This is a genomic window from Streptomyces blattellae (genome assembly GCF_009709555.1).
Lineage (GTDB): Bacteria > Actinomycetota > Actinomycetes > Streptomycetales > Streptomycetaceae > Streptomyces > Streptomyces blattellae.
In genome coordinates, this window is record NZ_WJBG01000111.1 from 172,195 (window position 1) to 195,954 (window position 23,760).

Here is a 23,760-nt window from a genome sequence, read left to right on the forward strand (position 1 = left end):
CCGTGCACGCCCACATATCTACCTACGGCATAGCCGTCGGCAGCCTGCTGCTCGCCAAGCTGCTGCTGTCCCTGCCGCTGCGCCGCAGACCCCCGGCCGCCTTCCGTGACGGGGCGCCCCTCACCGTGCACGCGGTCATCACCGTCTACAACGAGACACCCGAGATGTTGCGCCGCTGCCTGCGCTCCCTGATCGGCCAGACCCGCCGGCCCCACTCGGTCACGGTCATCGACGACTGCTCCAAGACGGACCATGCCGCGCAGGTGGTCGGCGAATTGCGGCACCGGTTCGCCACGGCCGGGGTCGATCTGGAGCTGATCCGCTTCCCCGTCAACAAGGGGAAGCGGCACGGCCTGGCCGCCGGGTTCGATGCCCAGCCGGGCGCGGACGTGTACCTGTGCATCGACTCCGACACGGTCCTGGATCAGAAGGCGGTCGCTGAGCTGCTGCGGCCGTTCGCCCACCGCCGCGTCATGTGCGTCACCGGGTTGCTGCTCGCCCACAACCGGGCCACGAACCTACTCACCCGCCTGATCGACATGCGGTACGTCAACGCGTTCCTCGGTGAGCGCGTCGCATACTCCCGGCTCGGCTCAGTGCTGTGCGCGTGCGGCTCGCTCGTGGCCTATCGCGGGTGGGTGGCGCGCAAGCACCTGGACGACTTCCTCTCGCAGACCTTCCTCGGGAAGCCCGCGACGTTCGGCGACGACCGGCGCCTGACCTACTACTGCCTCACCGAGGGCAAGTCCCTGATCCAGCCTGCCGCCGTCGGCCGCACCGACGTGCCGGACCGCCTCGGCCACTACGCCCGACAGCAGATCCGATGGGGGAAGTCGTTCTTCCGCGAGGGCCTACTGCTCGCCGCCCAGCTCCGGTACATGGGCCGCGCGTTCTGGTGGCTCAACCTGGTAGAGCTGGTCACCTGGCTCGCCTTCACCGCGGCCCTCATGACCGCTCTGGTCGTGGTGGCTGTCCACCCGGCGGCCTGGACGATCCTCGCCGGGTACGTCGCCGTCGTGTGTGCCATGGCGTGGCTGCGCTCGATCCACTACCTGCGCCGCGCGCCGGGGGTCCCGCCCGCTGACCGGCTGCTGACGTTCGCCGCTGCGCCGTTGTACGCGCTCCTCAACCTGGCGATGCTGCTGCCGCTGCGCCTGTATTCGCTGGCCACCCTGTACCGCACCGGGTGGGGCACCCGCCAGCACGGCGCCGAAGTCGCCCTCGACAGCCCGGCCGCCGTGCTGCCGGACGACGACACGGTGCAGTTGCCCCGGATCCCCGTGGCGAAGCTGCTCGATCCCGAGACCGAGACGACGCTCACCCTGCCCATCCCGCGCCAGCGCACCGCCTCCCCCTTGTCCGAAGGAACCCCGCGATGATCGAGAACACGTCCGAGAACATGAAGGACCCGGCCAACGCACTCCTCATGCTCGCCGCGTCCATGGGCCCCGGCGGCAGCGACCAGGCCATCGCCGAGCAGGAGCGCGCGGGCCAGACGCAGCTCGTCAACTCCGACAGGCTTCCGGCTCAGATCGAAGATCACACCGGCAGCGACGGCCAGACCGCGTTCGAAGCTCTCGGCTTCACCTTCGGCAAGCCCGACGCCAGGGACCCGCTGTTCCGCCCAGCGACCCTCCCCGAGGGCTGGAAGCGCGAGGCATCCGACCACGACATGTGGTCGTACCTCGTCGACCAGTTGGGCCGCCGCCGCGTCGCCATCTTCTACAAGGCCGCCTTCTACGACCGGCGCGCGTTCATGAGCCTCAACACGCTGTTCGGCTACGTGACCGAGTGCGTGCGCCAAGGCAAGGACATCGTCACCGACGACGAATGGGCCACCCGGACCGCGGTTGCCGCCGAGTTGCGCAGGGCTGTCGAGCGCGAGCAGGAGAGTGTGAACAGCTGGATGGCCATCGGCGAACGCGGCGGCATGGACGACTCCATCCGGAAGTACGTCGCCGAGCACTGTGCTTACCGGGACAAGTTCGCCGCCCTCGCCGCCCGCTTCGAGGCGGTGACCGAGGCGTGAGCGAACCGATCACCTTCGGCCGCCCGTTCGTGCTCCGTAGAGATCGTGATCTGAGCGGCGTGTCCGGGACCGGCATCATCGCCGACGGCATCCTGTTCCCGGATGGGCAGGCCGCGATCCATTGGCGCGGGAAGTGGGCGCTGACCACGCCGCACCCCAGCATGGAATCGATCACCGACATCCACGACCACGGTGGCCAAGGCGACCTGCACGTCATCTGGGCAGACGAAGACACCATCCCGGTGGCTGACCACCTGGACGCCGCCGAGCGGGCGCAGCAGGAGATCGAGCGGCTCCGCGGAGTCGCCGGTCGGGCCTACCTGCTCGCCGACCGCTGGGAAGCCGCACACGGGGCCTCGCAGTTCCTCGTGCGGGTGGCCGGCGCCGAGCTGCGCGACGTCCTCAACGACGACCAGGCCGATGCGCCGGCAGCCGCTGACACGATGGCGCCCGCCACGACGTGCAGCGCCCGCTACACCGGGGTGCTCCCGGTGGGCGACTGCATCCGCGCCGCCGGACACATCCCCGTCACCGACCACACCGACGACCGCGGGCGCAGCTGGGGAGACCGCTTGGCCGAGTACCCCGTCGACAACGGTAGAGCCCTGTCACCGCCCGACGGAGGCATCGCCGAGGACGGCCTGAGACGGCGGTGCGAAGAGCTGCAAGCCCGCCTGGGCGATGCCGAGGACCGCGTCCACACCGCCGTACGGAACGCCGAAGAAGCCGACCGGTTCCGTGCGGAGGAGCAGCGCGACCGCGACCAGCACGCCGCCGTACTCCGCGAAGTCCTCGGCAGCTTCCGGCAGGTCAGCAACGAGGGCGTGACGCACGAGGGGGAGATCCTCGGGTTCGTCGGCCCGACGGTGACGCCGGAGGACTACGCCCGGTGGTGCACCACCGTCGCGCCGACCGTCGAGCGCCCGTGGTGGGAGACGGTGGCCGAGTTGCGCGCCGAACTTCAGCGGTATACGGAAGCCGAGAGCGCGGACGCTGCGGCCGGGTCGTACGCCGGTCGCGCCGAGCAGGCCGAGGCCGCCATCGAGCGCGTGCGCGGTGTCGTAGCCGATGCGCGGAAGTGGGCCCTGCCCGGGAGCCAGCTCGCCTCGTACGTCAAGAAGACCGAGGAAGCGCTCAGCGACACCCGGCTCGGCGCCACCGACAGCCAGGCGTGCCCGTACTGCACTGGCGGCCCGCAGTTCCTCCGCAGCGAACTCGGCGCCCACGTCGAGGACAAGCACGCCCGTGTCCTGGCCGCGCTCGCCAGCGGCGGAAGCCTCGACGAGCAACTCGCCGCCCCCGAGACCCGCTGCACCCTCCCGCACGAGATGGAGGCCTGAACCCGTGAACCCCATCGTCCGCCGTATCGGCAGTACACCCGCCGAGCGAGGGTCCACCAGCAGCGCCACCTGCCCGGACGTCCTCGAACTTCGCTCCGGCGACTTCATGGTCATCGGCAACGTGCCAGGCGTCCCCAACATCACCGCGGCCGAGCTGCGGGAGCACGGCGCCAACGTCGGCCCCGGTGAGCAGGCCGTGATCGTGCCCCGGAAGTGCATGCTCGACGCCGCCCGCGACCTCACCGGGAAGTCCACGTCCCCGGTTGACGACCTCCGTGCCGCCGCCACGTTGCTCGCCGACAGCCCGGCCGCCGTACAGGCCATGTACGAGGGGCTGCACGGCGCCCTGTGCCGTGCACAGGACCCGGAGTGCGACCAGGTCGCGCCTCTGTTCCGGGACGCCATCCGCGCCGGGCTCCTCAACGCCCAGACCGCCACCCTGACCGCCGACGACCAGCCCCGGGAACACCCGTGATCTGCCGCCCATGCCGAGACGCCGCCGACGGCGTACCTGGCGCCCGTCACTGCGACGAGCCCGCCAACCCCGGCCGCGAGTCCTGGTCGTGCGCCTGCCAGCACCGGCCGCCCGCACTCCGCACCGACACCCCGAAGGAGGCCTGACCATGGCTGACCTCGACAAGCCGTGCCCGCACGAGAACTTCGACGCCTTCGTGGAGGTCAACCGGGTCACCGCGTCCGACAGCGACCCCACGGTGGTGGGCTACCACGCCGACATCAAGGTCAACTGCCACGACTGCGACGAGCCGTTCCGCTGGATCGGTGTACCGGCAGGTTCGTCGCCCCGGCAGCCGATGTGCAGCGTCGACGAGACCGAGCTGCGCGCCCCGCTCCGCCCGGCATCCGCCGATCCGGACTTCGGTCTCGGCCTGCCCGGCTTCGCCGTCACGTACAGGGGGGCCTGAGCATGGCGCAGCGCATCAAGGCCGCGTCGGTGCAGCGGCTCCTCATCGACAAGGGCCACGAGTTCAGCGAGTTCGAGGCAGGGGAGTGGGATCCCGGGTTCCGCGTAGCCCAAGCCGGACGCCGTGGGGTGCACGTCTTCTACGACGGGCCCGGCGAAGCCGACCAACTGGAGGCCATCACCACCGAGCTGCGCGCCGCCGGGTACCACGTCGTGCCAACGCAGCAGGAGCGCGGCGGGCGCCGGCGCCTGGAGGTGACCAGGCCGTGAGGGGCTCACGTTCGCCCGATGCACTCTTCGAGCTCTCCGACCTGGACCTGGCCAAGCCGGCGGCGGTCTACGCCGTGCACTGCTTCTTCAACTGTCCGCACGTCGTCCGCGAGGCGACCCCCGATGCTGCCGCTAGCGCCATGGAACAGCACTACGGCGAGCGGCACAGCGCCGACATACGGCGAGTGCTCACAGAAGATCCTCCTTCGCCCACCGATCCACCACAACGTAGAAGGCGCCGCCGATGACCACCCCGATCGAAGAGCTGCGGGTCGCTGCTGCCCGGCTGCGGGACAGCCGGAACTGCGAAGGCTTCCAGGTCGCCTGTCCGTCCCGTGAGCTGCTGGAGATGATCCGCGTCCTGCTGCGCGCCCGGGAGCCCCTCGCCGAGTTCCTGGACGTCGAGGCCGACGTCGCCGCGGAGATGAAGCGGCAGACCCCGGCCATGACCGACGAGCAGCTCGCCGCGTCCGTCCATGGCGCCCTGACCATCGCCCGCGCCATCAACGGGGCGACCGAACCCGGCCCCGGCCAGGACGGCCACATCGAGGACCAGCGGAGCGGGCGCGCCCTCTACGACCGGCTGATGCGCATGGCAGGTGAGACGCCGTGACCACGCTCGCCCCCGAGCCGACGGTGACCGCCAACGGCCACGGTGAAGACCTGTCGCACGCGGTGTGCGACTGCGACGAGGACACCGCGCTCTGCGGCACCGATGTGACTGGCGTGCCGTGGGCGACCGACGGCGAGGAGCCGCCCAGTCCCTGTGTCGTGTGCCTCGACCTCGCCGACCAGCCATGTCCGAGGTGCGGCCAATGACCAGCCAGAACGAAGGATCCACCATGCAGCCCGCCTTCACCCGCGGCTTCCGCCTGCACCACAACGGCCAGATCCTCGACGGCGCCGAGTTCCCCTCCGGACGCGCGGTCATCGTCGATGACCCGGAGTACGGGCTCGCATCTGGCGCGACGTCTCTGGAAGAGCTGCTGAAGGGCTACCACGGCGCCCGCGTCGAATGGCCCGGCGACCAACTCGTGCCCACCGCCCTGCTGCTCGACCTGGTGAACATCGCCGCGCGGGTCTCCGTCCTGGACAGGGCACGCCCGGCAGGTGCGGGTGCCCGCGCCGTGCTCGGCCAGCTCACCAAATACCTCGGCTACGACGTCGCCGAGCGTGCAGCCGAGCAGGACGCCGCGCGGGCCCTCGCACGGGGCGAGACGCACCTGTGAGCGACCACCCCCTCGACGAGCTCGGCGACCGCCCCACCGTCCTGGAGGCGGTGCTCGCGCTCGTCGACATCGACCACCGCGACCGCTACGGCCCCGAGAACGCCGTCGAGCCCTGGTACCCCAGCCCGACGCTCCTCATCGACCACATCTACCCGAACTGCCCCGGCCTGCGCCGTGCCCTGCCTGCTGGCGAGCAGCCCAAGCCGGGCCTCGGCGTCCTCTACCCAGACGCTGGCGACGTGTGCGGCCTCTGCGTGCGCTGGTGGCGAGCACGACGAAGCAAGGAGAACACCGATGGACGCTGAGCATCGTGTCATCACGATCGACCGGGTCGAGTGGGTGCTGAAGAGCCCCGCGCACTACACCGAGGTGGAGAAGGCGGTGGCGGTTGCCGAGAACCGGCGCGCTGCTGCCGCTGCGCGCGGCACTCGTACCGGAGACGTCTTCATCAGCGCAGCGGACGACGAGGTGATCGTCAGCTTCGAGACTGAGCGGCCGGCGGAGGTGACCGATGCCTGAGCCGTACTGGCAAGACACCGACGCCGGCCTGCAGCTGTACGTCGGCGACATGCGGGAGGTGCTGCCCGCCCTCGGCCTGCAGGCCGACTGCATCGTCACCGACCCGCCCTATGCCGAGACGAGCCTGGCATGGGACCGCTGGCCCGACGGCTGGCCCGCCCTCGCCGCCACCGTCGCCAACTCGATGTGGTGCTTCGGCTCGATGCGCATGTTCCTCGACCGCGCCCACGAGTTCGAGGGATGGAAGCTCTCCCAAGACCTCGTCTGGGAGAAGCACAACGGCACCAGCTTCGCCACAGACCGCTTCAAACGCGTCCACGAGATCGCCACCCACTGGTACCGCGGCGACTGGGGGGCCGTGCACCACGACACTCCGCGCGCCGCGTACACGGGCCCCGACAAGCACACCCGCGCCTACGGAAACCGCGGCAAGCACTACGGCGAGATCGGCGCCTACATGTACGAGGATGACGGCACGCGCCTCATGCGGTCCGTGCTGCGGATCAAGTCCGTGCGCGGCGGCCTGCACCCGACGGAGAAGCCGCTCTCTCTGCTGGAGCACATGGTCACCTACGCCTGCCCGCCCGGCGGTCTCGTCGTCGACCCGTTCGCCGGATCCGGCAGCACGCTCGACGCGGCCCGCCAGACCGGCCGGTGCGCCATCGGCATCGAGGCGAACGAGGAGTACGCGGAGCGTGCTGCCCGCCGTTTGTCAGCGCTCACCCTGCCAACGGAAGAGGCCGCCGGTGCAGACGCTTGACGAGCTCGTACGCGACCTGCTCGACCGATGGGACGGCGATGAGAAGCATCCCGGTGACGGCGGCCCCGGCCTCATCACGCGGCTGGACGACCTCACCCTGCGTACCCGGCAGCCGCGCGTGGCCGGGGGAGGGGCCGCGCCCGGGTCCCGGCCGCCGGCCTCCCTGGACGCTGTGCACTGGTCCACGGCGATCAAGGCGCAGGCGAGGATCCTCGACATGGAACTGCGGGCCTCCAGTCACATGCAGCAGTGGGACCGGGCCCTGCGCGCGATCCCGCCGGGCGCTGAGGCTGCGGGCCGAGTGGCGGAGGTGGCGTCGACCGTGGGCGGCTGGCACTCCGTGTGCCGTACCGTCCTAGGCCTTCAGGAGCCCGCCCGCGAGATGCGGCACGTCCTGTGCCTCGTGTGCGAGCAGCGGTCCATCAAGACGCGCCCGGCGTCGGAGGGCGAGCGGTCGCGGGCGTGGTGCACCAACCCGGACTGCGTGGACGAGGACACCGGGCGGCCCGCCCGCTACGAGGGCGACCGCCTGTCCCTGCTCACGGAGAACCGAGCCTCATGATCACTGAGACCCCAGTCGCACACGGCTACACCATGCGGGACCTGGACGCCCTCGCCCGCGCAGTCGTCTCCAACAACCGAGCATGGTGGCCTGCTGGCGACCGCGACGACCTGTACACCGCTGCATGGCACGGCATCGCCGAGCACCTGTGTGCGGCCGACGAGCGTCCGGTGCGCCGCGATCTGCTCGAAGCAGGCCGCCAGGCGCTCGCCAGGGACGTGAAGGAGACGATGCAGTTCCACGGAGCGCGCCGGGACTCCACCAACAACGGGGCCCGGTACGCCATGTACTGGCAGTGGGCCGGGCGCGTCACACCGAGCCCCGAGGCCGGAATCGTGGAACGCACTGCTCTGGCGCAGATTCTCGCCGCACTGACCCCGCGCCAGCGGCAGGCTTTCACCGCGCTGGCCACGCTCGGGGACTACGTGGAGGCCGCGCGCCTGCTCGACATCGAGGCCCAGACTTTCCGCTCGCTGCTCGGACGGGCTCGTGGGGCGTTCCGCGAGCTGTGGCATGAGGGGGAGGCGCCCTCCGCGCACTGGGGCTGCGACCGTCGCGCTGGCGCCGTGCGCGGCACGGTCGGCAAGGGCGAGTCGGCTGTCTACAACCTCCGCCGCCGCCAGCGTGCCGCCGCGGCGAAGGCCGCGTCATGACGTCAGTCGTCGTCCTTGAGCCGACGCACGGTGGGCTCGCGAAGGCGCTCGATTCCCTCGGCGCGAGCAATGCGCCGGAAGGTCTCTCGGCTACGACCGGTCCACTCGGCGAGTTGGCTTACCGTCGCTCCGGCACGCATGTCCTCGATCGCGCGGGCGCGGACCAGAGGCCACAGCTCAGCCTCTTCCTCCTTCGCCTGCTTGAATCCAGCGAACACGCGCGCCGCCTCTGCGCTCACTTTCGGAAACGCGTGCTGCCGGTTGTGTCGGGGCCGCTCGTTCCAGATGGCGCGCTGCTCTTCGGCGAGTGCTTCGTCACGGGATGCGAACCACGTCAGCTCGCGGCGAGCAACCTGCGGCCACCATTCCTTGTCGCTGGCGTGGGCGCTCCAGCGGGTGGCGATGTTGCCGGTCACTCCGATATACAGCAGCTCGCCGTCGGTGTCGTAGAGGCGGTAGAGGGCCGTCCAGCCGTTCACTCGCCGGCCTCTTCACGCTCTCGCGACTCGCGCGCCCGACGGGCTTCCAGTACGACCTTCCGAGTCGGCCGCGGGGGCAGTTCGGCACCCGGCTCGCGCAGATACCAATCGATCAGTTCACGGATGACGGCTGCGCGCTCAGTCCCGAGGCTCTTCGCCGCGGCGTCGAAGTCGTACCACTTCTCGCCGATGCGGATCTGGCGAGCGGGGGTCTTCGGCACGTTCGGCATGAGCGCACCGTACCGAGGTGTAGCTACGGGCTTCAATGGAACCTCCTCGGGGTGTAGCTACAGAAATCATGGTCCACCCTCTTGCGGTGTAGCTACACCAGACTGTATGGTGTAGCTACACCGCAAGTCAAGGGGGCCGCCATGAACGCACAGCTCAGCCGCAGGATCACGGTCGCCGAGTACCTCGTGCAGCGCGGTCTCCCGGCTGGCTGGCGCTACGGGTCGTGGCTTGGCCGAGTGGCGGCGGAGATCTACCGCGACACCTATAGGCGCGAGCCCGGCAAGGCGTTCCGGTTCATCAACGGCCGGTTCCGTCGCGTCATGGCCTACCGCCCGGCTGAGCGGCACGTGCTGAGCGAGGCATGGGACGCCTACGGCCGCTACGCAGAGGACCGTTCCGCCCCGGTCGTCCGGCCCGTCCGCGTTCCGGCGCCGCAGCTCACCAGCGTCGACGCGATGCGGTGGACCCCGACGCCCAGCCCCGTCCGCAGCCACCCGTAACCGCCCGCCCCGGAAGGGGGAGACATGTCCGACACCCTGATCCGCTCTCTCGACCTGATCGAGCCGGGCGACCTGGTCATCTACCACGGCACGATCACCGACCTGCACGGCCTGTGGCTGGCCGTCCCCTGCCCGTGCCGGATCTGCCGGGCCGTCGACGCGCTTGGCCTGGTCGACCTCCGCTTCGCGCTGGTCGACCCGTGGGGCGAGCGTTCCGGCCCGTACCACGCCCGCCGCGAGTCCATCACCCGCTCGGCCGCCTGCGGCTGACACCTGATCAACCCCGGAGGGGACACCATGACCATCACCGACGTGAACACCGCGTTCGCCAACGAGAAGACCGCTCAGATCGAGGCCGTCCGCGACGTGGAGCGCAAGTTCCAGGCCCGCATCGACCGGGGCGAGATCCGCATGATCGGCGGCAACCGGTACAAGGTCCTCACCGGCTACGACCGGGGCGAAGTCTTCACCGTCTCCCGCAACACCCAGGGCCAGATCGAGCAGATCATCGCCAACCACGGCCTCGACTCCCGCGCGGACGGCACGATCGCCCTGTACGCGTCCTCGCCCGCATGGCACGGCCTCGGCCAGATCATCCCCGGCGGCACCACCGACATCGACGAGGTCCTCGGCCTGTCCGGCCTGGACTTCGACGTGGACACCGTCCCCGCGCTGTACCGGTGGGATGGGGAACTGCGCGAGCACACCGACCAGTTCCACACCGTGCGCACCGACACCGGCGCCGCCCTCGGAGCCGTCGGCCGGAAGTACCAGCCGATCCAGAACCGGCAGGGCTTCGAGTTCCTCCAGGAGCTGGTGGGCCGCTACGACGTGGTGTGGGAGTCGGCCGGGCTGCTCCGCGGCGGGAAGCGCGTGTTCATCGCCATCCGCCTCCCGCAGACCGTCACCGTGGACGCCGACGGCATCAACGACATCGTCGTCCCGTACGTGGCCGTGATGAACGACCACTCCGGCAACGGACAGTTCCAGTGCGTTGTCACCCCCTGGCGGCCCGTGTGCGCCAACACGGAGCGCTTCGCCGTCCGCGACGCCGTGACCCGGTGGGCGGTCCGCCACACCGCCGGAGCCACCTCGGAGATCAAGGAAGCCCGCCGCACCCTCGGCCTGTCCGTGAAGTACTTCGAGCGGTTCGCCGACGAAGAGACCGCGCTGGCCCGCACGGACATCGCCGTCGCCGACTTCCACCAAGTGATTGGCGACCTGTGGCCCCTCGACGACGACGCCTCCGACACGAAGAAGACCAACTTCGCCGCCAGGTCCGGCACCCTCGACGAGATGTTCCGTGCCGAGTCCGAGCGGGTGGGCCGCACCGCGTACGCGGCCGAACGCGCCATCACCGGCTACCTCGACCACGTCGCCCCCCGCCGCCCCCCGAAGTCGATGACGGAAGAGGTCTTCCGCGCGACCGCCGTCATGGAAGGCGCCGACGACGAGATCAAGACCAAGGCCCACAAGCGGCTGCTGACGCTCCGCACCCGCTGACCCCCCAGACCGGCGGCCGGTGACTCCCCCCTCCGGCCGCCACCCAGGGCCGCGCCCCGCCCTCCCCTCGAACGGGGCGCGGCCCGCACCACAACTCAACATCTTGGCGCCGTACCTCAGTTGGTAGAGGGCTGGTCTTATAAGCCACGAAGTCACGGGTTCGAGCCCCGTCGGCGCCACTCCATAGGCTCAACCGAAGGAGCCCGCCGTGCGCTACGACATGTACATCGAGAAGACCCCCGAGGGCGAGGCTGCCGAGGATGGCGACGCCTCGTACTTCCGCCTCAACATCTGGGGCATGTCCCGCTACCGGGAGATCATGCATCAGCTCGGAATGGTGGCCACTGACTACGCGCGCCCGCCGTGGCCGGAGAAGCCGGACAGCATCGTCTGGGACGACGTGTCGGCCGTGCGCTACCCCGACGACTACGAGGGCAACCAGCCGGTCAAGCCGGAGGCGGTCACCTTCGCGAAGACGATCGATACGCACCTCGCCTGGCACCCCGACCCGCCGTTCGGCATGGCGCTGCACAAGTTCGGCTCCAACGACGGCTGGCTGGTCACCCCTGAGGAGATCGCCGCCGCCCTGGAGGCGTACCGCGCCCACAGCGGCGACGAGGCGAAGGTGATCGTAGGCGCGGACCGGCTCGACTACTGGCTCAAGTGGATTGCCTACCTGGAGCGCGCCCAGCATCGCGGCGGCTTCCGCGTCCACTGACCCCACCGAACCGCCCGGCGGCCGGACGCGCGACCCTTCCGGGCCGCTTCCCGCCGCCGGGCCCCACACCGGAGAACCCGCCATGCCGAAGCCCCGCCGTTCCCGAGCGGTCCGACCGCCTGCCCGCGCAGCAGCCCTGCCGCGCCACGGCGGACTGGCCGTCCCATGGATCACCGGCTGGTTCGACGGACGGCCCTACTTCGGCGTCAACTTCCCCCTCCGTCGCATCCAGGCCATCACCCACAGGCTGTGCCAGTTCTGCCGTCAGCCGCTGGGACGCCGCATCGGGCTGGTCGTCCGGCCCGCCGACAGCGCCGTCGGATACGTCGACGAGCCCGGCATGCACCCCGAGTGCCTGGACTACGCCGTCGCCGTCTGCCCGATGCTGAACGGCGCCATGGACCGGTACCGGCCGGGCCCGCCCTCTGCCGTGGCTGGCCTGCTCGCCTCGACACCGGCGCGTGCCGGGAAGCACGCCGAAGCGTACGAAGCCTGGTACATCACCCCGTCCGGCTACGAGATCGCGTACGGCCCTGACGGCACGGTCCTCGGTATCAGCCTCGACGTGCCCGTGCTGATGAAGAAGCCCGTCCGCGCTGCGGCTCGCCCTCGCCTTCCCGAAGAGGACGCAGCGCTGCTCCGCGCGGTCCTCGACCTGGAATCGACAGACCGCCATGAGTGACACCACCTGCCACCACGTGATCGCCCATTGGGTGACCGACGACGACCGGCAGCAGATCAACGACGCCATCGCCTACGCCCGCGAGGTCGGCGACCTTCAGGCCCTGCCCCTGCTGCTGGCCCGGCTCACCCAGCCCTGCGAGGCACGCGACACCTACCGCGCACAGAAAGAAGGATCATGACCACACCCGCCCGCACCATGAGCCAGGCCGGCGACCTCGTCCGCGCCTTCAACCACGACACGATCAGCACCGGGACGGATTGGCGATTCCCGCCCCACGCGTACGACGCGATCGGCTCCCTCGCCTACCTGGTGCGCATGCTCCCGCAGGCCCTGGAGCAGACGGCCCGTCCGGTGGAGCACACCCACGAGCAGGGACGGGTCACCGACGACGGCGGCGACCCGGACAAGGCCGTCGCCGAGCTGCGCGCAGTCACAGCAGAGGCCGTCCACCTCGCCCGGCTCTTGTCGGCCGCCGTTGACCGCATGCACTCCGCGGCCTCTCCGCTCGGTCTCGACACCCGCGGCCTTCCCGAGTTCGAGGACTGAGCGATGAGCGCCACTCAGGAGAACTCTCCGCGCCGCGTGGACTGCCCGCCGCCCCCGCTCGGCTGCGCCGCATCCGCTGGCGAACCGTGCATGAGCCACGGCGGCACCCGGGTCCGCCACAACTTCCACCAGGTCCGCACCAAGGCATGGGAGGCCGCACGGTTCGCGGCGGTCCCGGCCGCGAAGCTGATCGCGGATGCCGCGCAGAACCGGACCATCGTCTCCGGCACGCGTGCGGCTGAGCTGCTCGCCGAACACGGCTACTCCAGCGAGGCCACCCGGATCCGCAGCGAGGTGAAGGCCCGCAACGGGCTGCTGTCCGCCAAGCAGGCCGCCGCGCTCATCCTCGACGAAGCCGAAGGCGGTGACAGTCGGTGAGCGCCCTGGAGTCCCTGACGGAGGTGCTCGGCGAGTCCGGCTGCGGCGACAACTCCGAGCGGTACGCCCGCGAGCTGCTGGCCGAGGAGCGCCGCGAGTGGTCGGCGAAGATCCGCGAGGTCGGCACCGCGAAGGGCTGGTCGACGTGGGCCGCCGCCTTCCTGGACCCCGACTTGGAGTTCGTCGACACCGGGATGCCGTCGACCGCGACCATCGTCGCCGAGCTGCGCCGCCTCGACCGCCTCGCCGTCCTGCGCGAGGTCGACGAGCGGCTGGCCGCGATGGAGCTGCCCGAGTATCTGAAGGGCACGCTCAACGCCGGGTCGTACGCGGATGCGTGGCGTCGATGCAGGGCAGTTGTCCAGGCTCTGATCGAGGCCTGTGGGGAGAAGGGCACCAGCGGTGGGCACGAGCCGGCCGAGGACGAGTCCACTCCCAATGAGCCACAGGCGCTTCCGCTGTCCGGGCCGATCTGCTCGCAGGCTGAGGCCCGGTCGGCTGGCTTGGACGTCGCGCCGTCGGTGGAAGAGCTGAACGCGATGGCTGAGTCCGTCGTCGCGCTGGGTGATCCGCTGTCGGCGGAGGTGAGTCTGGCTCAGGCGGTGCCGCTGCTGGGTGCTGCGGTTACGAGGCTGCGCGCTCGCGTGGCCGAGCTGGAGGCGGGGCTGCGCATCGGGGCGCCCTGGACATGTGGTGTGTGCGGCAACGCGAACCGTCGCGACGTGTGCGTGATCTGCGAGACCGACCGGCCCGACCCCAGCCAGGACACCGAGGGGGAGGGCTGATGGGCCGGCACCTGACAGCGGTCGCCTGGCTGGAGCGGCACTACGACGACCTGTTCGCCGAGCGCCAAGGCGTCGTGCTCGCCAGCGTCAGCGGCATGGGCGGGCTGAAGGTCATCAGCTACGCCCCCGACCCGTACGACGTGCGATTCGGCCGCGGGCCGCTGCTCTCCATCAAGCCCGACTATCGGGAAGACGCGTACGCGTTGCTGCAGGCGGCCTCGTGGCCCGATCCGGAGCCGCAAGACGATCTCGACGACCACGAGAGCCAGCTTGCGCCGTCGTACGCCACCAGCGACACGGAAGAGGGCCCGGCATGAGCCAGCCGCCCGCCATGACCGTCGACGTGCGCCGCGCCCTCGTGCGCCAGCTCATCGAGCAGGATCCGACACTCAGCGCCCGCAAGATCGCAGATCAGATCGGCGTCGGCAAGGACACCGTGCTCCGCGACCTGAAGGCCATCCGCCAGGCGCAGGAACAGCCTCCGCCGGATCCCGCCGCCACCGAGCCGCAGCACGCGCCGGATGCGCCCGCCCCCGAGGCCGCCCCTGCGCCACGCGATCCGTTCGACGAGCCACTGCGCCGCTGGCTCACCCCTGAGGCGCGCGCCGACCTCGCCCTGCTCATGGAGGCCGGCCACTCGCCCGGCTACGCGGTACGCCGAGGGCTGGAGGTCCTCGCCGTGGCCTACCGCGGCGCCTGGGAACGGGGCCTCTGCCCGCGCGGCACAGCCCCCGAGATCACCCACGTCAACGTCAGCCCGTGCAACCCGAGGGAGTCCCGGCCGTGATCGCATCGACGACCGTAGAGGCGGTCATGAGCGCGCTCACCGCCGAGTTGCGCTCGCGCACCGACTGGGATGAACAGCCCGCCCTGTTCACCATCCACCGGCAGGGCGCCACGGGCGTGCGCCTGTCACCCGTGCCGATCCCGGACGACGTATGGACCGCTATTGGCCACCCGCCCACAGCGGTCCTCGCAGTAGCCGGGCTGGCGCTTCGGCTGCCCCGGCACGATGACGGGTCGCACCTGCTCGTCATGCCGGGCGCCGGGCCGCTGATCGGCGCCGCGTTCCGGTACGAGGCGTACGCGATCACATCCGACTCGCCGCACCCCGCCGTGCAGGAGGCCGCCCGGCGCCGCAGAGCCGGCGGATCGACGCCGCGCTTCGAGCACATCCCCGGCCGGGTCGAACAGCGCTGCATGACGGCCGTGGATCTCGACGGCGGACGCTACATGGCCAGCAGCAACCGCATCGACGAGGCCAAGCCCGATGCGGCCGAACCGGTCGCCCACTACCTGGCGTTCGGCGACCCGAAGAGGGGCAGGCTGACCGGCAACGCCGTCGACGCCACCCTCCGCTTCCTCAACGCCATCAAGCCCGTGCCGAACGGAGCCTGAGCGGTGAGCGCGCCGCCGCAGCCCCGGCACCCCGTGCCCGACCACATTCCCGAGCACCTGCGCGAGGCCTTCGCCACCACCGCGGGCCGCGCGATCCCCGCTCACAGCCCGCATCAGCGGGGCGACGCCGTCCAGCTCCACGGCTTCGCCGGGGAGATGCCCGGCCACCGCCGTACCGGCTTCCGCGGCTGGGTCGTCGCCACCGTCGGCGCGACAATCCTCACCGGCATCACCACCGACGGCGAGGAATGGTGGGAGTACTGGGGACGCCTCAAGCCGGACGGCCAACCGGTCGACCTGTGGCGCTGGTGCACCTGCTGCAGCGACGAACGCCGCGAACTCCTACGCGCCCAGCACGCCAAGAAGCTTGCCCGCGGCGAGCAGCTCGACCTGTTCGGCACCGCACCTACCCGCCAGTACAAGTGACCGCCGCCCACCGACGGGAAAGAACGATCTTGAACCCCTGCGACGACTGCTCCGCCTCCTACTGCCCCGACTGCCGCACCCATTACTGCTGCGAACCGTGCCCGTGCGAGCGATCCCACAACTGCGCGTGCGAGTGCGCCGACCACGACAGGCGGATGACCTATGCCGACTGAACCCGCCGTGGCCGAGTACCTGTACGAACTCTGGGACGCCAACTGGGACGACGGCCCCCTCGGCAACTATCAGATCCTCGCCCATCCGATCACCAAGAAGACCAAGAAGCGGATCTACTTCACGTACCTCAACGGCCGGTCCGGGTTCGTAGACCGCCAGAAGATCGAGACCGACGGAGGGATCTACCACGGCTACACGCGGCGCCACCTGCACCTGGAGGCGCCGGAGATCCCCACCCGGCCGAAGCTGCCATCCCTGCCCAAGCTGCGCAAGGCCATGGCCGACGCACACCCGGACCGCGGCGGCACCAACGAGGCGTTCATCGCAGCCCGCCGGCGATACGAGCACGCCCGCAAGCGCGAGAGGACGAGCCCTTGACCCACCGCCCCGCCCGGCGCACTCCGCCACCCCAACAGGCCGACAGCAGCGGCGGGCCGTCGCCGGTCGACGTCCGGCTCATGGGCGACGACGCGGCCGTACACCAGCTGGTGGCCGCGCTCCATCAGGCCGCGGACTGCGGCCCCGCCAGCTACCGGCCCATGCGCGGCAGCGACGGCACCCGCGCCTACCTCACCGTCGTCGTACCCGCTGATCCTGCGGGAGGATGAGCCCCACGCCCGGACGTCACAGGAACGTCACACCCCTGCACAAGCCGCCCACCCGGCGACACAATGCCTCCACCATCACCATCACAGGGGGACACCGTGTCCGAGTACCGGGACATACAGACGGCCGTCAGAGTCGAGAAGTTCCGCATCTGGTTCGCCTGGGTGTGCGGCGGCTTCATCATGCTCGCCATCGCCCTCGCCACCCAGAACATCGCCGTCGTCAGCGTCATCACCCAGGTGCTGTTCGTCGCCGGCGGCATCGCCTTCACCATCACCGCCGTACGCATGACCAACGCCCTCAACCGCAAGGCCGCGACCAAACGCCGCGACATCCTCGGCGACGTGTAGCCGGGCGTACACGACGCAGCCGATACCCCCACACGTAGATCATTTCAAGAGGGACAGGACCAGTTCACCCATCCTTCCTTGCGTAACGCTGTGACCTGCTGTAACACTGATGCCAGTGCCACACGTGTCACCACACGCCACCAGCCCCCGCGCCCCGCACGGGGGCTGACGCACGCCCAGGAGGTGACATGGCCTCCCTGGTCCACGTCAGCCCCGCTGACCTGCTCGACCCCGACCAGGCCGCCGCATACGCCGGCGTCGAGCCCGTCACCATCCGGCAGTGGAAGCACCGCGGCCTCCTCGCCCCCGCCATCCCCGGAGACGGACACCGCACCCGCCACCTCTACGCCAAACCCGACCTCGACCGAGTCAAGCGCGACTTCGCACAGGCCAGGCAAGCGCGGGCCTGACAGGGAGTGACGCCATGGCCGGCAACCCCCGCAACGGGCGCCCCTACCGCCGCCTCGTCGACTGGCTCCGTGCCCAACGACTGCCCTGCTGGATCTGCGGCCACAACATCGGGTACGAGCTGGACGCCCGTCACCCGCTGTCGTTCACCCTCGACCACCAGGTGCCGCTGTCCCGCGGCGGTGACCTCCTCGACCCCGCCAACGCCCGCGCCGCACACCGCCGCTGCAACAGCGCACGCGGCAACCGCACGGCGCCCAAGCGGCCCGAGCGAACCTCACGAAGGTGGTGACCATGGCCGTACCAGCCCCCGCCATACCCTTCCTGCTGCGCCTCACAGACGGCCGGACGTGGGGAGCAGTCGAGTTCCCTGGCGGCTTCGTCTGCGTCTACCACCCCGACGAGTTCACGCTCTGCACCATCGCCACGTCGGTCGACGCCCTCGTCATGGACCGCACACCCGGCGACCCGCTACGCGGCGCCATCGTCGAGCAGTACGAACCGTCGCCCGGAGGTGGACCAGGTGGCGACTGACCGCCTCAACATCCCGGTCGCATGCCCAGTCTGTGAGGCACCAGTCAAGTTGCCCACGGCCACGCGCGACGAGCACGGACAGCAGGTCGTCGCCATCAGCGCCCGCCCGCTCGTCGACCACGTTCGGGAGCACCACAGCGTCACCGTCAGCCTGGACAACAGCGACGCCCGGTACGAACCGACGCGCCCGCTCGCGCCGCTGTACCCCGACGATGGCGGACCGGCCGACGGCGGGTGACGCATCGTGCTGTACGTCGTCACCGGCCCGCCAGCCGCAGGCAAGAGCAGCTGGATCCAGGCGCACGCCACAGCCCGTGACGTAGTCATTGACCTCGACCTCATCACCCGCGCACTCTCCGGCCCTGGCGCACCCAGCTGGAACCAGGATCCGATCCAGCTCCGCGTCGCCCACCGCGCACGGCACGCAGCCATGGACGAGGCATTCACCCTGTGTGACCAGGCCGACGTCTACCTGATCCACACCATGCCCAGCCCCAAGGCCCTCGCACGGTACAAGCGGCTCGGCGCTCGCCTCGTGGTCGTCGACCCAGGCCGAGACATCGTCATGCAGCGCATCGCAGCGATGCGATCAACAGACATGGAACGCGTCGCCACCCGCTGGTACAACGCCCGCGCCCGACTCCCACAGCCCACCATGCCGCAGGCCTCCCGCACCTGGTGACCCCCGGCCACCCCTGGTGCACCCCGCAGCATCACCACCGGTGACAACAGCCCGACGACCGCCCACAACGTCACCACGAGCATGATCAACGGGGAGAGAGTGGGTCCAAACTTCGGGCCGAACCCGGGCGACCCAAACGCCCTTGTCGTCCGGTTTTTTGCGCGGCCATTTTGAAAGATCATTTCGCGCGAACTCGGTTCGGGCCTCCAAGTTGGCCGTCACCCTGCGTGACATAACGCTGAGTGATGGCCGCTAATCCACCCGAACCAAGATCACACCACATAAGGCGCCTGCCGCTTGATCACGGCGGGAAGGAAGGCCCGAGTCTCCCGGCTCGGGCCTTCCGCATTTCCGGGAGACCTCGATGACGACTCGAACGTATCGGTGCGTGGACTGCGGTGCCGCTGGGGAACGGCCCCCGACTGGGCGCAAGCGGCGTAGGTGCAACGAATGCGCACAGGCTCGGAGCCATCACGCCAGCGTCCGCGCCTGCATCGGCTGCGGAGAACCCATGCCCCTGGGGTGTGGGACGACCTACTGCTCGGCTGCATGTCGCCCAAAGCGGCGGGAGACCCGGACGGCAGCCGAGATGGCTCAAGCGCTCTCTCCGGAGGCGCGCGAGCGTCAGCGCCTGTACTGGCAGGAGAAGAACCGGCGGCGCAGGGCTGCGAAGCGTGGCGGTGCGTCGGAGCCGTACACGCTGGTGGAGATAGCGGCCCGGGATCGGGCTCGCTGTGGGCTGTGCGGTGGACGTGTGGCGATGAAGCGGGTAGCCCCGCACCCGAAGGCTCCGACGATCGACCATGTCGTGCCGGTCGCCGAGGGCGGGGACGACACTCGGGCGAATGTGCAGCTGGCTCACTTCCGCTGTAACAGCGCGAAGGGTGCGCGGGGTTCGCAGCAGCTTGCGCTGATCGGCTGAGGCCGGAGGTGATCATGAGCGTTGCCGACAAGATCGCGACCGAGCTCGAAGATCTTCACGCCGACGAGACGTCGCCCGGAATGGCAGCCGTCGCCCGCGCTCTCGCCCGGTCGATCGACGAGACGGACGCGTTGACCGCGAGAGCGGTTGGCGCCGACAAACTCCGCTCGATCATGGCCGACCTGCGCAAGCTCGCCCCGGTCGAGTCGAAGGGGGACGCGGTCGATGACATTGCTGAGCAGCGAGCGAAGCGCCGAGCAGCTGCCCGCGAGCAGTCCACCGGCTGACGGGCAGGTCTACGGCTGGCAGGCACCGCCGATCGAGACGGCACCGCCGTGGGTGTCGAGCGCCGGGCAGGAGGCCATCGACCTTGCCGCGCGGGCCGGGCTGAAGCTGGACCCGTGGCAGCAGCACATCCTGCGCGTTGGCATGGGGGAGAAGCCGGACGGACAGTGGTCCGCCTCCGAGGTCTGCGTCAACGTCCCGCGCCAGAACGGCAAAGGCGCGGTCATCGAAGCCCGTGTGCTGTGGGGCCTGTTCGTGGGCGGCGAGCAGGGGATCCTGGTCAGCGCGCACGAGTTCAAGACCACGATGAACACGATGAAACGCATCGAGCGTCTCATCCGTGGGTGCCCTGACCTGCACAAACGGGTACGTCACTACCACAAGACGGTAGGCCGCGAGGGCATCGAGCTCTACGACGGGCGCGAGCTGCGCTACGTCGCCCGCTCGCGCGGCTCGGGCCGTGGGTTCACCGCGGACTGCGTCATCTTCGACGAGTGCATGATCCTCGGCGACGACGCCATGGCCGCGCTCGCACCGACGACGGACGCCGTCGACAACAGCGTGTTGTGGTTCCTGGGCAGCGCAGGTCTCGGATCGCCTTCGCAGCAGCTGGGCCGCCTGCGCCGGCGGGCCCTGGCCGCGCTGGAGAGCGGCACACCGGATCCGGTGCTGGCTTACCTGGAGTGGTCCATCACCCCGCACCTGGACGAATGCCCCCGCGGCTGCACCGAGCACGACGCTGTCGACTCCGTGGCCTCGTTGCTGAAGTCGAACCCGGGCGTCGGCTACCGGCTGCAGGTCGAGAAGTGCATGCACCGGAGGCTGACGATGGGCGATGCCCTGTATGCCCGTGAGCGGCTCGGCGTGGGCGACTACCCGTCCGATGTGGCGGACACGTGGCAGGTCATCGGTGAGGACGCGTGGCGGGCGCTGGCGGATGCGGAGTCGTCTCCGTCGGATCCGGTGGCGTTCGCGATCGACATGACGCCTGAGCGCAGTCATGCGGCGATCGGCGTGGCCGGGGAGTGGCGGGGCGGCACGCACGTCGAGGTCGTCGACCACCGGCCTGGTACGGGCTGGATCCTCGACCGGGCCGCCGAGCTGCACGAGAAGTGGAAGCCGCGGTGTTGGGTCATCGATGCCGGCGGCCCTGCCGGGTCACTCATCCCGGCCCTTGAGGAACGCCTCGGCATCGAGGTGGTGCAGCCGAAGACGCGTGAAGTCGCCGCGTCGTGCGGCCAGTTCTACGACGCGGTGACGGAGCAGAGCCTCAGCCATCTGGATCAGGCGCCGCTTGCGTCGGCGCTGGCGGGCGCGCAGCAGCGTCCGCTGGGTGATGCGTGGGCGTGGGCGCGGCGGATCGTGTCCGTGGACATCAGCCCGCTGGTGACGGTGACGCTGGCGAAATGGGGCCTCGGCGTCGAGGTGGAAGAGCCGGAGGAGGCGCCGAACCTGTGGTGAATGACGGCGTTCTGCTCGCCCTGGAGTGCGGGTTCCTCCTGATGCTCCTGGTGGGCGTGGCGCTCATCTACGTGCCCGCAGCGTTCATTCTGGCCGGCGTCCTGGGCGTCGTGGTCGTCGAGCGCGCGATGGCTCAGAAGCGTGCCGTTGAGGGGCGGCGCGGCGGGGAGGGAGGTGAGCGGTGAGTTTGTTCGGGCTGTTCGAGAAGAGGGGCATCGAGAGCCCGGCGCAGCCGCTCACCTCCGAGGCGCTGCTGGAGTATCTCGGCGGTGTGCAGTCGGACGCCGGGGTGCCGGTGTCGGAGACGACGGCGCTGCGTGCTTCGCCGGTGTGGCGGGCGGTGGCGCTGATCGCGGGGGTGTCGGCGGCGCTGCCGCTACCCGCGTACAAGGACGGCACCCGGGAGAAGCAGCCCGTTGACCTGCTGAAAAACCCGCACCCGGATCTAACTCCGGTGGAGCTGTGGCGGTTCGCCTACCTGTACCGGGTGCTGTGGGGCAACACCTACATCCAGAAGGTCCGCGACGGGGCGGGGCAAGTCCGGGAGCTGTGGCCGGTGTCCGCGGAGCGCGTCCATGTGGAGCGGGACAAGCCGAGCGAGGCGAACCCGTCGGGCAAGCTGTTCGACGTCGTGGACGACTGGGGCGTGCACCACGTGTGGACGCCGCACCAGATCCTGCACATTCCGGGGCTGGGCTACGACGGCATCACCGGCTGCTCGCCTGTACGGCTTGCGACGCAGGGCATCGGCCTGGCGCAGGCCGCCGAGAAGTCCGCGGCCCGCCTGTTCGGGTCGGGCAACATGATCGGCGGCGTGCTGCAGACCGAGCAGCGATTGGACCCGGACCAGGCCGCGCGGCTGAAGGAGCGCTGGAAGGCCAAGATGGCCGGCGTCCACAACAGCCACGAAGTGGCGGTCCTCGACAGCGGCGCGTCCTTCAAGCCGGTGACGATGCCGAACACGGACGCGCAGTTCCTTGAGTCCCGGCAGTTCCAGGTCACGGAGATCGCCCGCATGTTCGGGGTGCCGCCGTTCCTGCTGATGTCCACCGAGAAGTCCACCAGCTGGGGGACGGGCCTGGAGCAGCAGGCGCAGGGCTGGGTCACCTTCGACCTCAACCCGACCTGGCTGACGCCGACCGAGCAGCGCATCACGAAGGAGTTGCTGCCACCGGACCTGTACGCCAACTATCAGATGGGTGGGCTGCTGCGCGGCGACAGCGCGGCACGGGCCACGTTCTACCGGGCGATGCGCGACGTCGGCGCGTACAGCGCGGACGACGTGCGTGCGCTCGAAGAGCTTCCGCCGCTGGGCGACGGCAAGGGCGGCGACGTCTACCTGCAGCCCATGTACATGGCTCCCCTCGGTTCCAACCCGCTCGCCCCCGACGGCGAAGGGCAGGCGGCGGCGGGGTCGAACCGGGCGCGGGCAGCCGCGCTGATGGCTCAGGCGCAGAGGCTGCTGCAGACACCTGACGAGGTTGAGGAAGGCACCTGATGAGGACCCTGACGAGGACGACGACAGAGGAGCGCCGCCGCCTGCCTCTCTCGACGGCGGACGTGGTGATCCGGGCCATCGAGGGCGACACCGCGGACGAGCGTTTCCGTGGTTACGCCGCGAAGTTCAACAGCCGCACGGCGATCGGCAATCCGCTGCGGTGGGGCTTCTATGAGGAGATCGCGCCGGGCGCGTTCACCAAGACCCTGCAGGAGGGCGACGCCCGGTTCCTGGTCGACCACGACTCCTACTACGTCGTATCCCGGGTTTCGGCCGGAACGCTATCCCTGGCCGAGGACGGCGCGGGGCTGCCGGTGGACTCGGCCCTCGACTCGGCTCTGTCGTACGTGAACGACCTGAAGGCCAACGTCCGCAACGGCAACATCACTGGGATGTCCTTCGGGTTCTACGTCCTGAAGGACCAGTGGTCGACCGAGACGGTAGAGACCTCCGACGGACAGACCGTCGAGGTTGAGGTGCGACGCATCCTTGAGGTTCGGCTGATCGAGGTGTCCGCGGTGACCTTCCCCGCATACGAGGACACGGAGGCCGAACTCGCCAGCGTCGCCTCAGCACTTGTGCAGCGCGGCGACCGGACCGCGATCGAGAAGCGCGCCCGATTCCGGCCGGAGCTGCGCGACCTGCTGCAGCTCGTCGGCGCCCCGTCCGCTGGCGACGCCGCCGAGGCCCGACGGGACAACGAGGCAAGCACACAGGAATTGACGGCAGTTGGCAGCGAGCCGGGTGAGTCCACTCGCGAGACCAGCACACCGGAGCCCGCCGCGGCCCCGGCCGCCACCGAGCCGGCAGAGACCACTCGGAGCGACCACGAAGCGCGCGCACTCCGCATGAGGGGCCTGGCCGCCCGCTACGGCCTGGCCATGCCCCGCTCGTAACCGCGTACTCA

The 23,760-nt window shown here is 70.1% G+C and carries 43 protein-coding genes and 1 tRNA gene; 42 read left to right on the forward strand and 2 right to left on the reverse strand.

Annotated features, from left to right (window positions below):
* The first annotated feature begins 2 nt into the window (after nt 1-2).
* The 14 genes from GFH49_RS05120 to GFH49_RS05185 all read left to right on the forward strand — a co-directional run bounded on the left by GFH49_RS05120 (nt 3) and on the right by GFH49_RS05185 (nt 8,284).
* Complete coding sequence (locus tag GFH49_RS05120; RefSeq protein WP_155054543.1) at nt 3-1,379, forward strand: glycosyltransferase; 1,377 nt, start codon at nt 3-5, stop codon at nt 1,377-1,379.
* Entirely contained in the window at nt 1,376-2,029 is a 654-nt protein-coding gene (locus GFH49_RS05125; RefSeq protein ID WP_155054544.1) for a hypothetical protein, read from the forward strand. Before GFH49_RS05120 ends, GFH49_RS05125 begins: the two co-directional genes overlap by 4 nt.
* Nucleotides 2,026-3,369: a hypothetical protein gene (locus tag GFH49_RS05130; RefSeq protein ID WP_155054545.1), complete on the forward strand. Its 1,344-nt coding sequence runs from the start codon at nt 2,026-2,028 to the stop codon at nt 3,367-3,369. Before GFH49_RS05125 ends, GFH49_RS05130 begins: the two co-directional genes overlap by 4 nt.
* Before the next feature lie 4 nt (nt 3,370-3,373).
* The gene (locus GFH49_RS39280) at nt 3,374-3,844 is read left to right on the forward strand and encodes a hypothetical protein (protein ID WP_196217854.1); all 471 of its coding nucleotides are present in this window, start codon (nt 3,374-3,376) and stop codon (nt 3,842-3,844) included.
* A gap of 148 nt (nt 3,845-3,992) precedes the next feature.
* Nucleotides 3,993-4,292, forward strand: coding sequence for a hypothetical protein (locus tag GFH49_RS05140; RefSeq protein WP_155054546.1), 300 nt, complete (start codon nt 3,993-3,995; stop codon nt 4,290-4,292).
* Nucleotides 4,293-4,294: 2 nt separating this feature from the next.
* The gene (locus tag GFH49_RS05145; RefSeq protein ID WP_230396165.1) at nt 4,295-4,561 is read left to right on the forward strand and encodes a hypothetical protein; all 267 of its coding nucleotides are present in this window, start codon (nt 4,295-4,297) and stop codon (nt 4,559-4,561) included.
* A 244-nt stretch (nt 4,562-4,805) separates the two neighbouring features.
* Complete coding sequence (locus GFH49_RS05150) at nt 4,806-5,174, forward strand: hypothetical protein (protein WP_155054547.1); 369 nt, start codon at nt 4,806-4,808, stop codon at nt 5,172-5,174.
* On the forward strand, nt 5,171-5,380 hold the full coding sequence (locus tag GFH49_RS05155; RefSeq protein WP_155054548.1) for a hypothetical protein: 210 nt from the start codon (nt 5,171-5,173) through the stop codon (nt 5,378-5,380). Before GFH49_RS05150 ends, GFH49_RS05155 begins: the two co-directional genes overlap by 4 nt.
* A complete protein-coding gene (locus tag GFH49_RS05160) occupies nt 5,377-5,790 on the forward strand; it encodes a hypothetical protein (RefSeq protein WP_155054549.1) in 414 nt (137 codons plus the stop codon). Before GFH49_RS05155 ends, GFH49_RS05160 begins: the two co-directional genes overlap by 4 nt.
* Entirely contained in the window at nt 5,787-6,095 is a 309-nt protein-coding gene (locus GFH49_RS05165; protein WP_155054550.1) for a hypothetical protein, read from the forward strand. Before GFH49_RS05160 ends, GFH49_RS05165 begins: the two co-directional genes overlap by 4 nt.
* Complete coding sequence (locus GFH49_RS05170) at nt 6,085-6,309, forward strand: hypothetical protein (protein WP_155054551.1); 225 nt, start codon at nt 6,085-6,087, stop codon at nt 6,307-6,309. Before GFH49_RS05165 ends, GFH49_RS05170 begins: the two co-directional genes overlap by 11 nt.
* Nucleotides 6,302-7,069 carry a DNA-methyltransferase gene (locus tag GFH49_RS05175; protein WP_230396166.1) on the forward strand — a complete coding sequence of 256 codons (768 nt, stop codon included), beginning with the start codon at nt 6,302-6,304 and terminating at the stop codon, nt 7,067-7,069. Before GFH49_RS05170 ends, GFH49_RS05175 begins: the two co-directional genes overlap by 8 nt.
* The gene (locus tag GFH49_RS05180) at nt 7,056-7,631 is read left to right on the forward strand and encodes a DUF7341 domain-containing protein (RefSeq protein WP_155054552.1); all 576 of its coding nucleotides are present in this window, start codon (nt 7,056-7,058) and stop codon (nt 7,629-7,631) included. The genes GFH49_RS05175 and GFH49_RS05180 overlap by 14 nt, the downstream gene beginning before the upstream one ends.
* On the forward strand, nt 7,628-8,284 hold the full coding sequence (locus GFH49_RS05185; protein WP_155054553.1) for a sigma-70 region 4 domain-containing protein: 657 nt from the start codon (nt 7,628-7,630) through the stop codon (nt 8,282-8,284). Before GFH49_RS05180 ends, GFH49_RS05185 begins: the two co-directional genes overlap by 4 nt.
* Before the next feature lie 2 nt (nt 8,285-8,286).
* Here GFH49_RS05185 and GFH49_RS05190 read toward each other — a convergent pair whose 3' ends face one another.
* Nucleotides 8,287-8,763 (reverse strand): GIY-YIG nuclease family protein, encoded by a 477-nt coding sequence (locus GFH49_RS05190; protein WP_155054554.1) that lies wholly within the window; start codon nt 8,761-8,763, stop codon nt 8,287-8,289.
* Nucleotides 8,760-8,993, reverse strand: coding sequence for a hypothetical protein (locus tag GFH49_RS05195; protein WP_155054555.1), 234 nt, complete (start codon nt 8,991-8,993; stop codon nt 8,760-8,762). Before GFH49_RS05195 ends, GFH49_RS05190 begins: the two co-directional genes overlap by 4 nt.
* A gap of 141 nt (nt 8,994-9,134) precedes the next feature.
* On the opposite strand from GFH49_RS05195, the gene GFH49_RS05200 reads away from it, so the two are divergent.
* The 28 genes from GFH49_RS05200 (at nt 9,135) to GFH49_RS05335 (ending at nt 23,749) form a co-directional block, all read left to right on the forward strand.
* Nucleotides 9,135-9,494, forward strand: a complete 360-nt coding sequence (locus GFH49_RS05200) for a hypothetical protein (protein ID WP_155054556.1) — start codon at nt 9,135-9,137, stop codon at nt 9,492-9,494.
* 24 nt (nt 9,495-9,518) lie between these two features.
* Nucleotides 9,519-9,764 (forward strand): hypothetical protein, encoded by a 246-nt coding sequence (locus GFH49_RS05205; RefSeq protein ID WP_155054557.1) that lies wholly within the window; start codon nt 9,519-9,521, stop codon nt 9,762-9,764.
* Nucleotides 9,765-9,791: 27 nt separating this feature from the next.
* Nucleotides 9,792-10,997 (forward strand): TIGR03299 family phage/plasmid-derived protein, encoded by a 1,206-nt coding sequence (locus GFH49_RS05210; RefSeq protein WP_155054558.1) that lies wholly within the window; start codon nt 9,792-9,794, stop codon nt 10,995-10,997.
* Between the two features lie 105 nt (nt 10,998-11,102).
* Nucleotides 11,103-11,176: transfer RNA gene (locus GFH49_RS05215), tRNA-Ile, on the forward strand.
* A gap of 29 nt (nt 11,177-11,205) precedes the next feature.
* The gene (locus GFH49_RS05220) at nt 11,206-11,715 is read left to right on the forward strand and encodes a hypothetical protein (RefSeq protein ID WP_155054559.1); all 510 of its coding nucleotides are present in this window, start codon (nt 11,206-11,208) and stop codon (nt 11,713-11,715) included.
* A gap of 82 nt (nt 11,716-11,797) precedes the next feature.
* Nucleotides 11,798-12,397 (forward strand): cell envelope biogenesis protein OmpA, encoded by a 600-nt coding sequence (locus GFH49_RS05225; RefSeq protein WP_155054560.1) that lies wholly within the window; start codon nt 11,798-11,800, stop codon nt 12,395-12,397.
* Nucleotides 12,390-12,578 carry a hypothetical protein gene (locus GFH49_RS05230; protein ID WP_155054561.1) on the forward strand — a complete coding sequence of 63 codons (189 nt, stop codon included), beginning with the start codon at nt 12,390-12,392 and terminating at the stop codon, nt 12,576-12,578. Before GFH49_RS05225 ends, GFH49_RS05230 begins: the two co-directional genes overlap by 8 nt.
* Entirely contained in the window at nt 12,575-12,946 is a 372-nt protein-coding gene (locus GFH49_RS05235; RefSeq protein WP_155054562.1) for a hypothetical protein, read from the forward strand. The genes GFH49_RS05230 and GFH49_RS05235 overlap by 4 nt, the downstream gene beginning before the upstream one ends.
* Nucleotides 12,947-12,949: 3 nt before the next feature.
* Entirely contained in the window at nt 12,950-13,324 is a 375-nt protein-coding gene (locus GFH49_RS05240; RefSeq protein WP_155054563.1) for a zinc finger domain-containing protein, read from the forward strand.
* Nucleotides 13,321-14,109: a zinc finger Ran-binding domain-containing protein gene (locus GFH49_RS05245; RefSeq protein ID WP_155054564.1), complete on the forward strand. Its 789-nt coding sequence runs from the start codon at nt 13,321-13,323 to the stop codon at nt 14,107-14,109. The genes GFH49_RS05240 and GFH49_RS05245 overlap by 4 nt, the downstream gene beginning before the upstream one ends.
* Nucleotides 14,109-14,426 (forward strand): hypothetical protein, encoded by a 318-nt coding sequence (locus GFH49_RS05250; protein ID WP_155054565.1) that lies wholly within the window; start codon nt 14,109-14,111, stop codon nt 14,424-14,426. Before GFH49_RS05245 ends, GFH49_RS05250 begins: the two co-directional genes overlap by 1 nt.
* Nucleotides 14,423-14,896: a helix-turn-helix domain-containing protein gene (locus GFH49_RS05255; RefSeq protein ID WP_155054566.1), complete on the forward strand. Its 474-nt coding sequence runs from the start codon at nt 14,423-14,425 to the stop codon at nt 14,894-14,896. The genes GFH49_RS05250 and GFH49_RS05255 overlap by 4 nt, the downstream gene beginning before the upstream one ends.
* On the forward strand, nt 14,893-15,507 hold the full coding sequence (locus GFH49_RS05260; RefSeq protein WP_155054567.1) for a hypothetical protein: 615 nt from the start codon (nt 14,893-14,895) through the stop codon (nt 15,505-15,507). Before GFH49_RS05255 ends, GFH49_RS05260 begins: the two co-directional genes overlap by 4 nt.
* A 3-nt stretch (nt 15,508-15,510) precedes the next feature.
* The gene (locus GFH49_RS05265; RefSeq protein ID WP_155054568.1) at nt 15,511-15,933 is read left to right on the forward strand and encodes a hypothetical protein; all 423 of its coding nucleotides are present in this window, start codon (nt 15,511-15,513) and stop codon (nt 15,931-15,933) included.
* 162 nt (nt 15,934-16,095) lie between these two features.
* Nucleotides 16,096-16,485 (forward strand): hypothetical protein, encoded by a 390-nt coding sequence (locus GFH49_RS05270; RefSeq protein ID WP_155054569.1) that lies wholly within the window; start codon nt 16,096-16,098, stop codon nt 16,483-16,485.
* On the forward strand, nt 16,482-16,715 hold the full coding sequence (locus GFH49_RS05275; protein ID WP_155054570.1) for a hypothetical protein: 234 nt from the start codon (nt 16,482-16,484) through the stop codon (nt 16,713-16,715). Before GFH49_RS05270 ends, GFH49_RS05275 begins: the two co-directional genes overlap by 4 nt.
* Before the next feature lie 96 nt (nt 16,716-16,811).
* The gene (locus tag GFH49_RS05280; RefSeq protein WP_230396167.1) at nt 16,812-17,063 is read left to right on the forward strand and encodes a hypothetical protein; all 252 of its coding nucleotides are present in this window, start codon (nt 16,812-16,814) and stop codon (nt 17,061-17,063) included.
* 188 nt (nt 17,064-17,251) lie between these two features.
* The gene (locus tag GFH49_RS05285) at nt 17,252-17,473 is read left to right on the forward strand and encodes a MerR family transcriptional regulator (protein WP_155054572.1); all 222 of its coding nucleotides are present in this window, start codon (nt 17,252-17,254) and stop codon (nt 17,471-17,473) included.
* 14 nt (nt 17,474-17,487) lie between these two features.
* Nucleotides 17,488-17,763, forward strand: coding sequence for an HNH endonuclease (locus GFH49_RS05290; RefSeq protein WP_155054573.1), 276 nt, complete (start codon nt 17,488-17,490; stop codon nt 17,761-17,763).
* Nucleotides 17,764-17,765: 2 nt separating this feature from the next.
* Nucleotides 17,766-18,005: a hypothetical protein gene (locus GFH49_RS05295; RefSeq protein WP_155054574.1), complete on the forward strand. Its 240-nt coding sequence runs from the start codon at nt 17,766-17,768 to the stop codon at nt 18,003-18,005.
* A 49-nt stretch (nt 18,006-18,054) separates the two neighbouring features.
* Nucleotides 18,055-18,243, forward strand: coding sequence for a hypothetical protein (locus GFH49_RS05300; RefSeq protein ID WP_155054575.1), 189 nt, complete (start codon nt 18,055-18,057; stop codon nt 18,241-18,243).
* Between the two features lie 6 nt (nt 18,244-18,249).
* Nucleotides 18,250-18,687, forward strand: a complete 438-nt coding sequence (locus GFH49_RS05305; protein ID WP_155054576.1) for an AAA family ATPase — start codon at nt 18,250-18,252, stop codon at nt 18,685-18,687.
* Nucleotides 18,688-19,276: 589 nt separating this feature from the next.
* The gene (locus GFH49_RS39285; protein WP_196217855.1) at nt 19,277-19,609 is read left to right on the forward strand and encodes an HNH endonuclease; all 333 of its coding nucleotides are present in this window, start codon (nt 19,277-19,279) and stop codon (nt 19,607-19,609) included.
* 14 nt (nt 19,610-19,623) lie between these two features.
* Complete coding sequence (locus GFH49_RS05315) at nt 19,624-19,896, forward strand: hypothetical protein (protein WP_230396168.1); 273 nt, start codon at nt 19,624-19,626, stop codon at nt 19,894-19,896.
* Nucleotides 19,835-21,355, forward strand: a complete 1,521-nt coding sequence (locus GFH49_RS05320) for a terminase large subunit domain-containing protein (protein ID WP_155054579.1) — start codon at nt 19,835-19,837, stop codon at nt 21,353-21,355. The genes GFH49_RS05315 and GFH49_RS05320 overlap by 62 nt, the downstream gene beginning before the upstream one ends.
* Nucleotides 21,352-21,540 (forward strand): hypothetical protein, encoded by a 189-nt coding sequence (locus tag GFH49_RS05325; RefSeq protein WP_155054580.1) that lies wholly within the window; start codon nt 21,352-21,354, stop codon nt 21,538-21,540. Before GFH49_RS05320 ends, GFH49_RS05325 begins: the two co-directional genes overlap by 4 nt.
* A complete protein-coding gene (locus GFH49_RS05330) occupies nt 21,537-22,853 on the forward strand; it encodes a phage portal protein (protein WP_155054581.1) in 1,317 nt (438 codons plus the stop codon). Before GFH49_RS05325 ends, GFH49_RS05330 begins: the two co-directional genes overlap by 4 nt.
* The gene (locus GFH49_RS05335; protein ID WP_230396169.1) at nt 22,853-23,749 is read left to right on the forward strand and encodes an HK97 family phage prohead protease; all 897 of its coding nucleotides are present in this window, start codon (nt 22,853-22,855) and stop codon (nt 23,747-23,749) included. Before GFH49_RS05330 ends, GFH49_RS05335 begins: the two co-directional genes overlap by 1 nt.
* The last annotated feature ends 11 nt before the right edge of the window (nt 23,750-23,760 follow it).

Excerpts from the sequence above, each read along its gene's own strand:
- GFH49_RS05185 (WP_155054553.1), top strand. The coding sequence starts at position 7,628 with ATGATCACTGAGACCCCAGTCGCACACGGCTACACCATGCGGGACCTG.
- GFH49_RS05235 (WP_155054562.1), top strand. The coding sequence starts at position 12,575 with ATGACCACACCCGCCCGCACCATGAGCCAGGCCGGCGACCTCGTCCGC.
- GFH49_RS05145 (WP_230396165.1), top strand. The coding sequence starts at position 4,295 with ATGGCGCAGCGCATCAAGGCCGCGTCGGTGCAGCGGCTCCTCATCGAC.
- GFH49_RS05140 (WP_155054546.1), top strand. The coding sequence starts at position 3,993 with ATGGCTGACCTCGACAAGCCGTGCCCGCACGAGAACTTCGACGCCTTC.
- GFH49_RS05240 (WP_155054563.1), top strand. The coding sequence starts at position 12,950 with ATGAGCGCCACTCAGGAGAACTCTCCGCGCCGCGTGGACTGCCCGCCG.
- GFH49_RS05320 (WP_155054579.1), top strand. The coding sequence starts at position 19,835 with ATGACATTGCTGAGCAGCGAGCGAAGCGCCGAGCAGCTGCCCGCGAGC.
- GFH49_RS05210 (WP_155054558.1), top strand. The coding sequence starts at position 9,792 with ATGACCATCACCGACGTGAACACCGCGTTCGCCAACGAGAAGACCGCT.
- GFH49_RS05335 (WP_230396169.1), top strand. The coding sequence starts at position 22,853 with ATGAGGACCCTGACGAGGACGACGACAGAGGAGCGCCGCCGCCTGCCT.
- GFH49_RS39285 (WP_196217855.1), top strand. The coding sequence starts at position 19,277 with ATGGCTCAAGCGCTCTCTCCGGAGGCGCGCGAGCGTCAGCGCCTGTAC.
- GFH49_RS05225 (WP_155054560.1), top strand. The coding sequence starts at position 11,798 with ATGCCGAAGCCCCGCCGTTCCCGAGCGGTCCGACCGCCTGCCCGCGCA.
- GFH49_RS05205 (WP_155054557.1), top strand. The coding sequence starts at position 9,519 with ATGTCCGACACCCTGATCCGCTCTCTCGACCTGATCGAGCCGGGCGAC.
- GFH49_RS05285 (WP_155054572.1), top strand. The coding sequence starts at position 17,252 with ATGGCCTCCCTGGTCCACGTCAGCCCCGCTGACCTGCTCGACCCCGAC.
- GFH49_RS05125 (WP_155054544.1), top strand. The coding sequence starts at position 1,376 with ATGATCGAGAACACGTCCGAGAACATGAAGGACCCGGCCAACGCACTC.
- GFH49_RS05170 (WP_155054551.1), top strand. The coding sequence starts at position 6,085 with ATGGACGCTGAGCATCGTGTCATCACGATCGACCGGGTCGAGTGGGTG.
- GFH49_RS05150 (WP_155054547.1), top strand. The coding sequence starts at position 4,806 with ATGACCACCCCGATCGAAGAGCTGCGGGTCGCTGCTGCCCGGCTGCGG.
- GFH49_RS05160 (WP_155054549.1), top strand. The coding sequence starts at position 5,377 with ATGACCAGCCAGAACGAAGGATCCACCATGCAGCCCGCCTTCACCCGC.
- GFH49_RS05255 (WP_155054566.1), top strand. The coding sequence starts at position 14,423 with ATGAGCCAGCCGCCCGCCATGACCGTCGACGTGCGCCGCGCCCTCGTG.
- GFH49_RS05200 (WP_155054556.1), top strand. The coding sequence starts at position 9,135 with ATGAACGCACAGCTCAGCCGCAGGATCACGGTCGCCGAGTACCTCGTG.
- GFH49_RS05230 (WP_155054561.1), top strand. The coding sequence starts at position 12,390 with ATGAGTGACACCACCTGCCACCACGTGATCGCCCATTGGGTGACCGAC.
- GFH49_RS05175 (WP_230396166.1), top strand. The coding sequence starts at position 6,302 with ATGCCTGAGCCGTACTGGCAAGACACCGACGCCGGCCTGCAGCTGTAC.
- GFH49_RS05195 (WP_155054555.1), bottom strand. The coding sequence starts at position 8,993 with ATGCCGAACGTGCCGAAGACCCCCGCTCGCCAGATCCGCATCGGCGAG.
- GFH49_RS05315 (WP_230396168.1), top strand. The coding sequence starts at position 19,624 with ATGAGCGTTGCCGACAAGATCGCGACCGAGCTCGAAGATCTTCACGCC.
- GFH49_RS05295 (WP_155054574.1), top strand. The coding sequence starts at position 17,766 with ATGGCCGTACCAGCCCCCGCCATACCCTTCCTGCTGCGCCTCACAGAC.
- GFH49_RS05270 (WP_155054569.1), top strand. The coding sequence starts at position 16,096 with ATGCCGACTGAACCCGCCGTGGCCGAGTACCTGTACGAACTCTGGGAC.
- GFH49_RS05290 (WP_155054573.1), top strand. The coding sequence starts at position 17,488 with ATGGCCGGCAACCCCCGCAACGGGCGCCCCTACCGCCGCCTCGTCGAC.
- GFH49_RS05250 (WP_155054565.1), top strand. The coding sequence starts at position 14,109 with ATGGGCCGGCACCTGACAGCGGTCGCCTGGCTGGAGCGGCACTACGAC.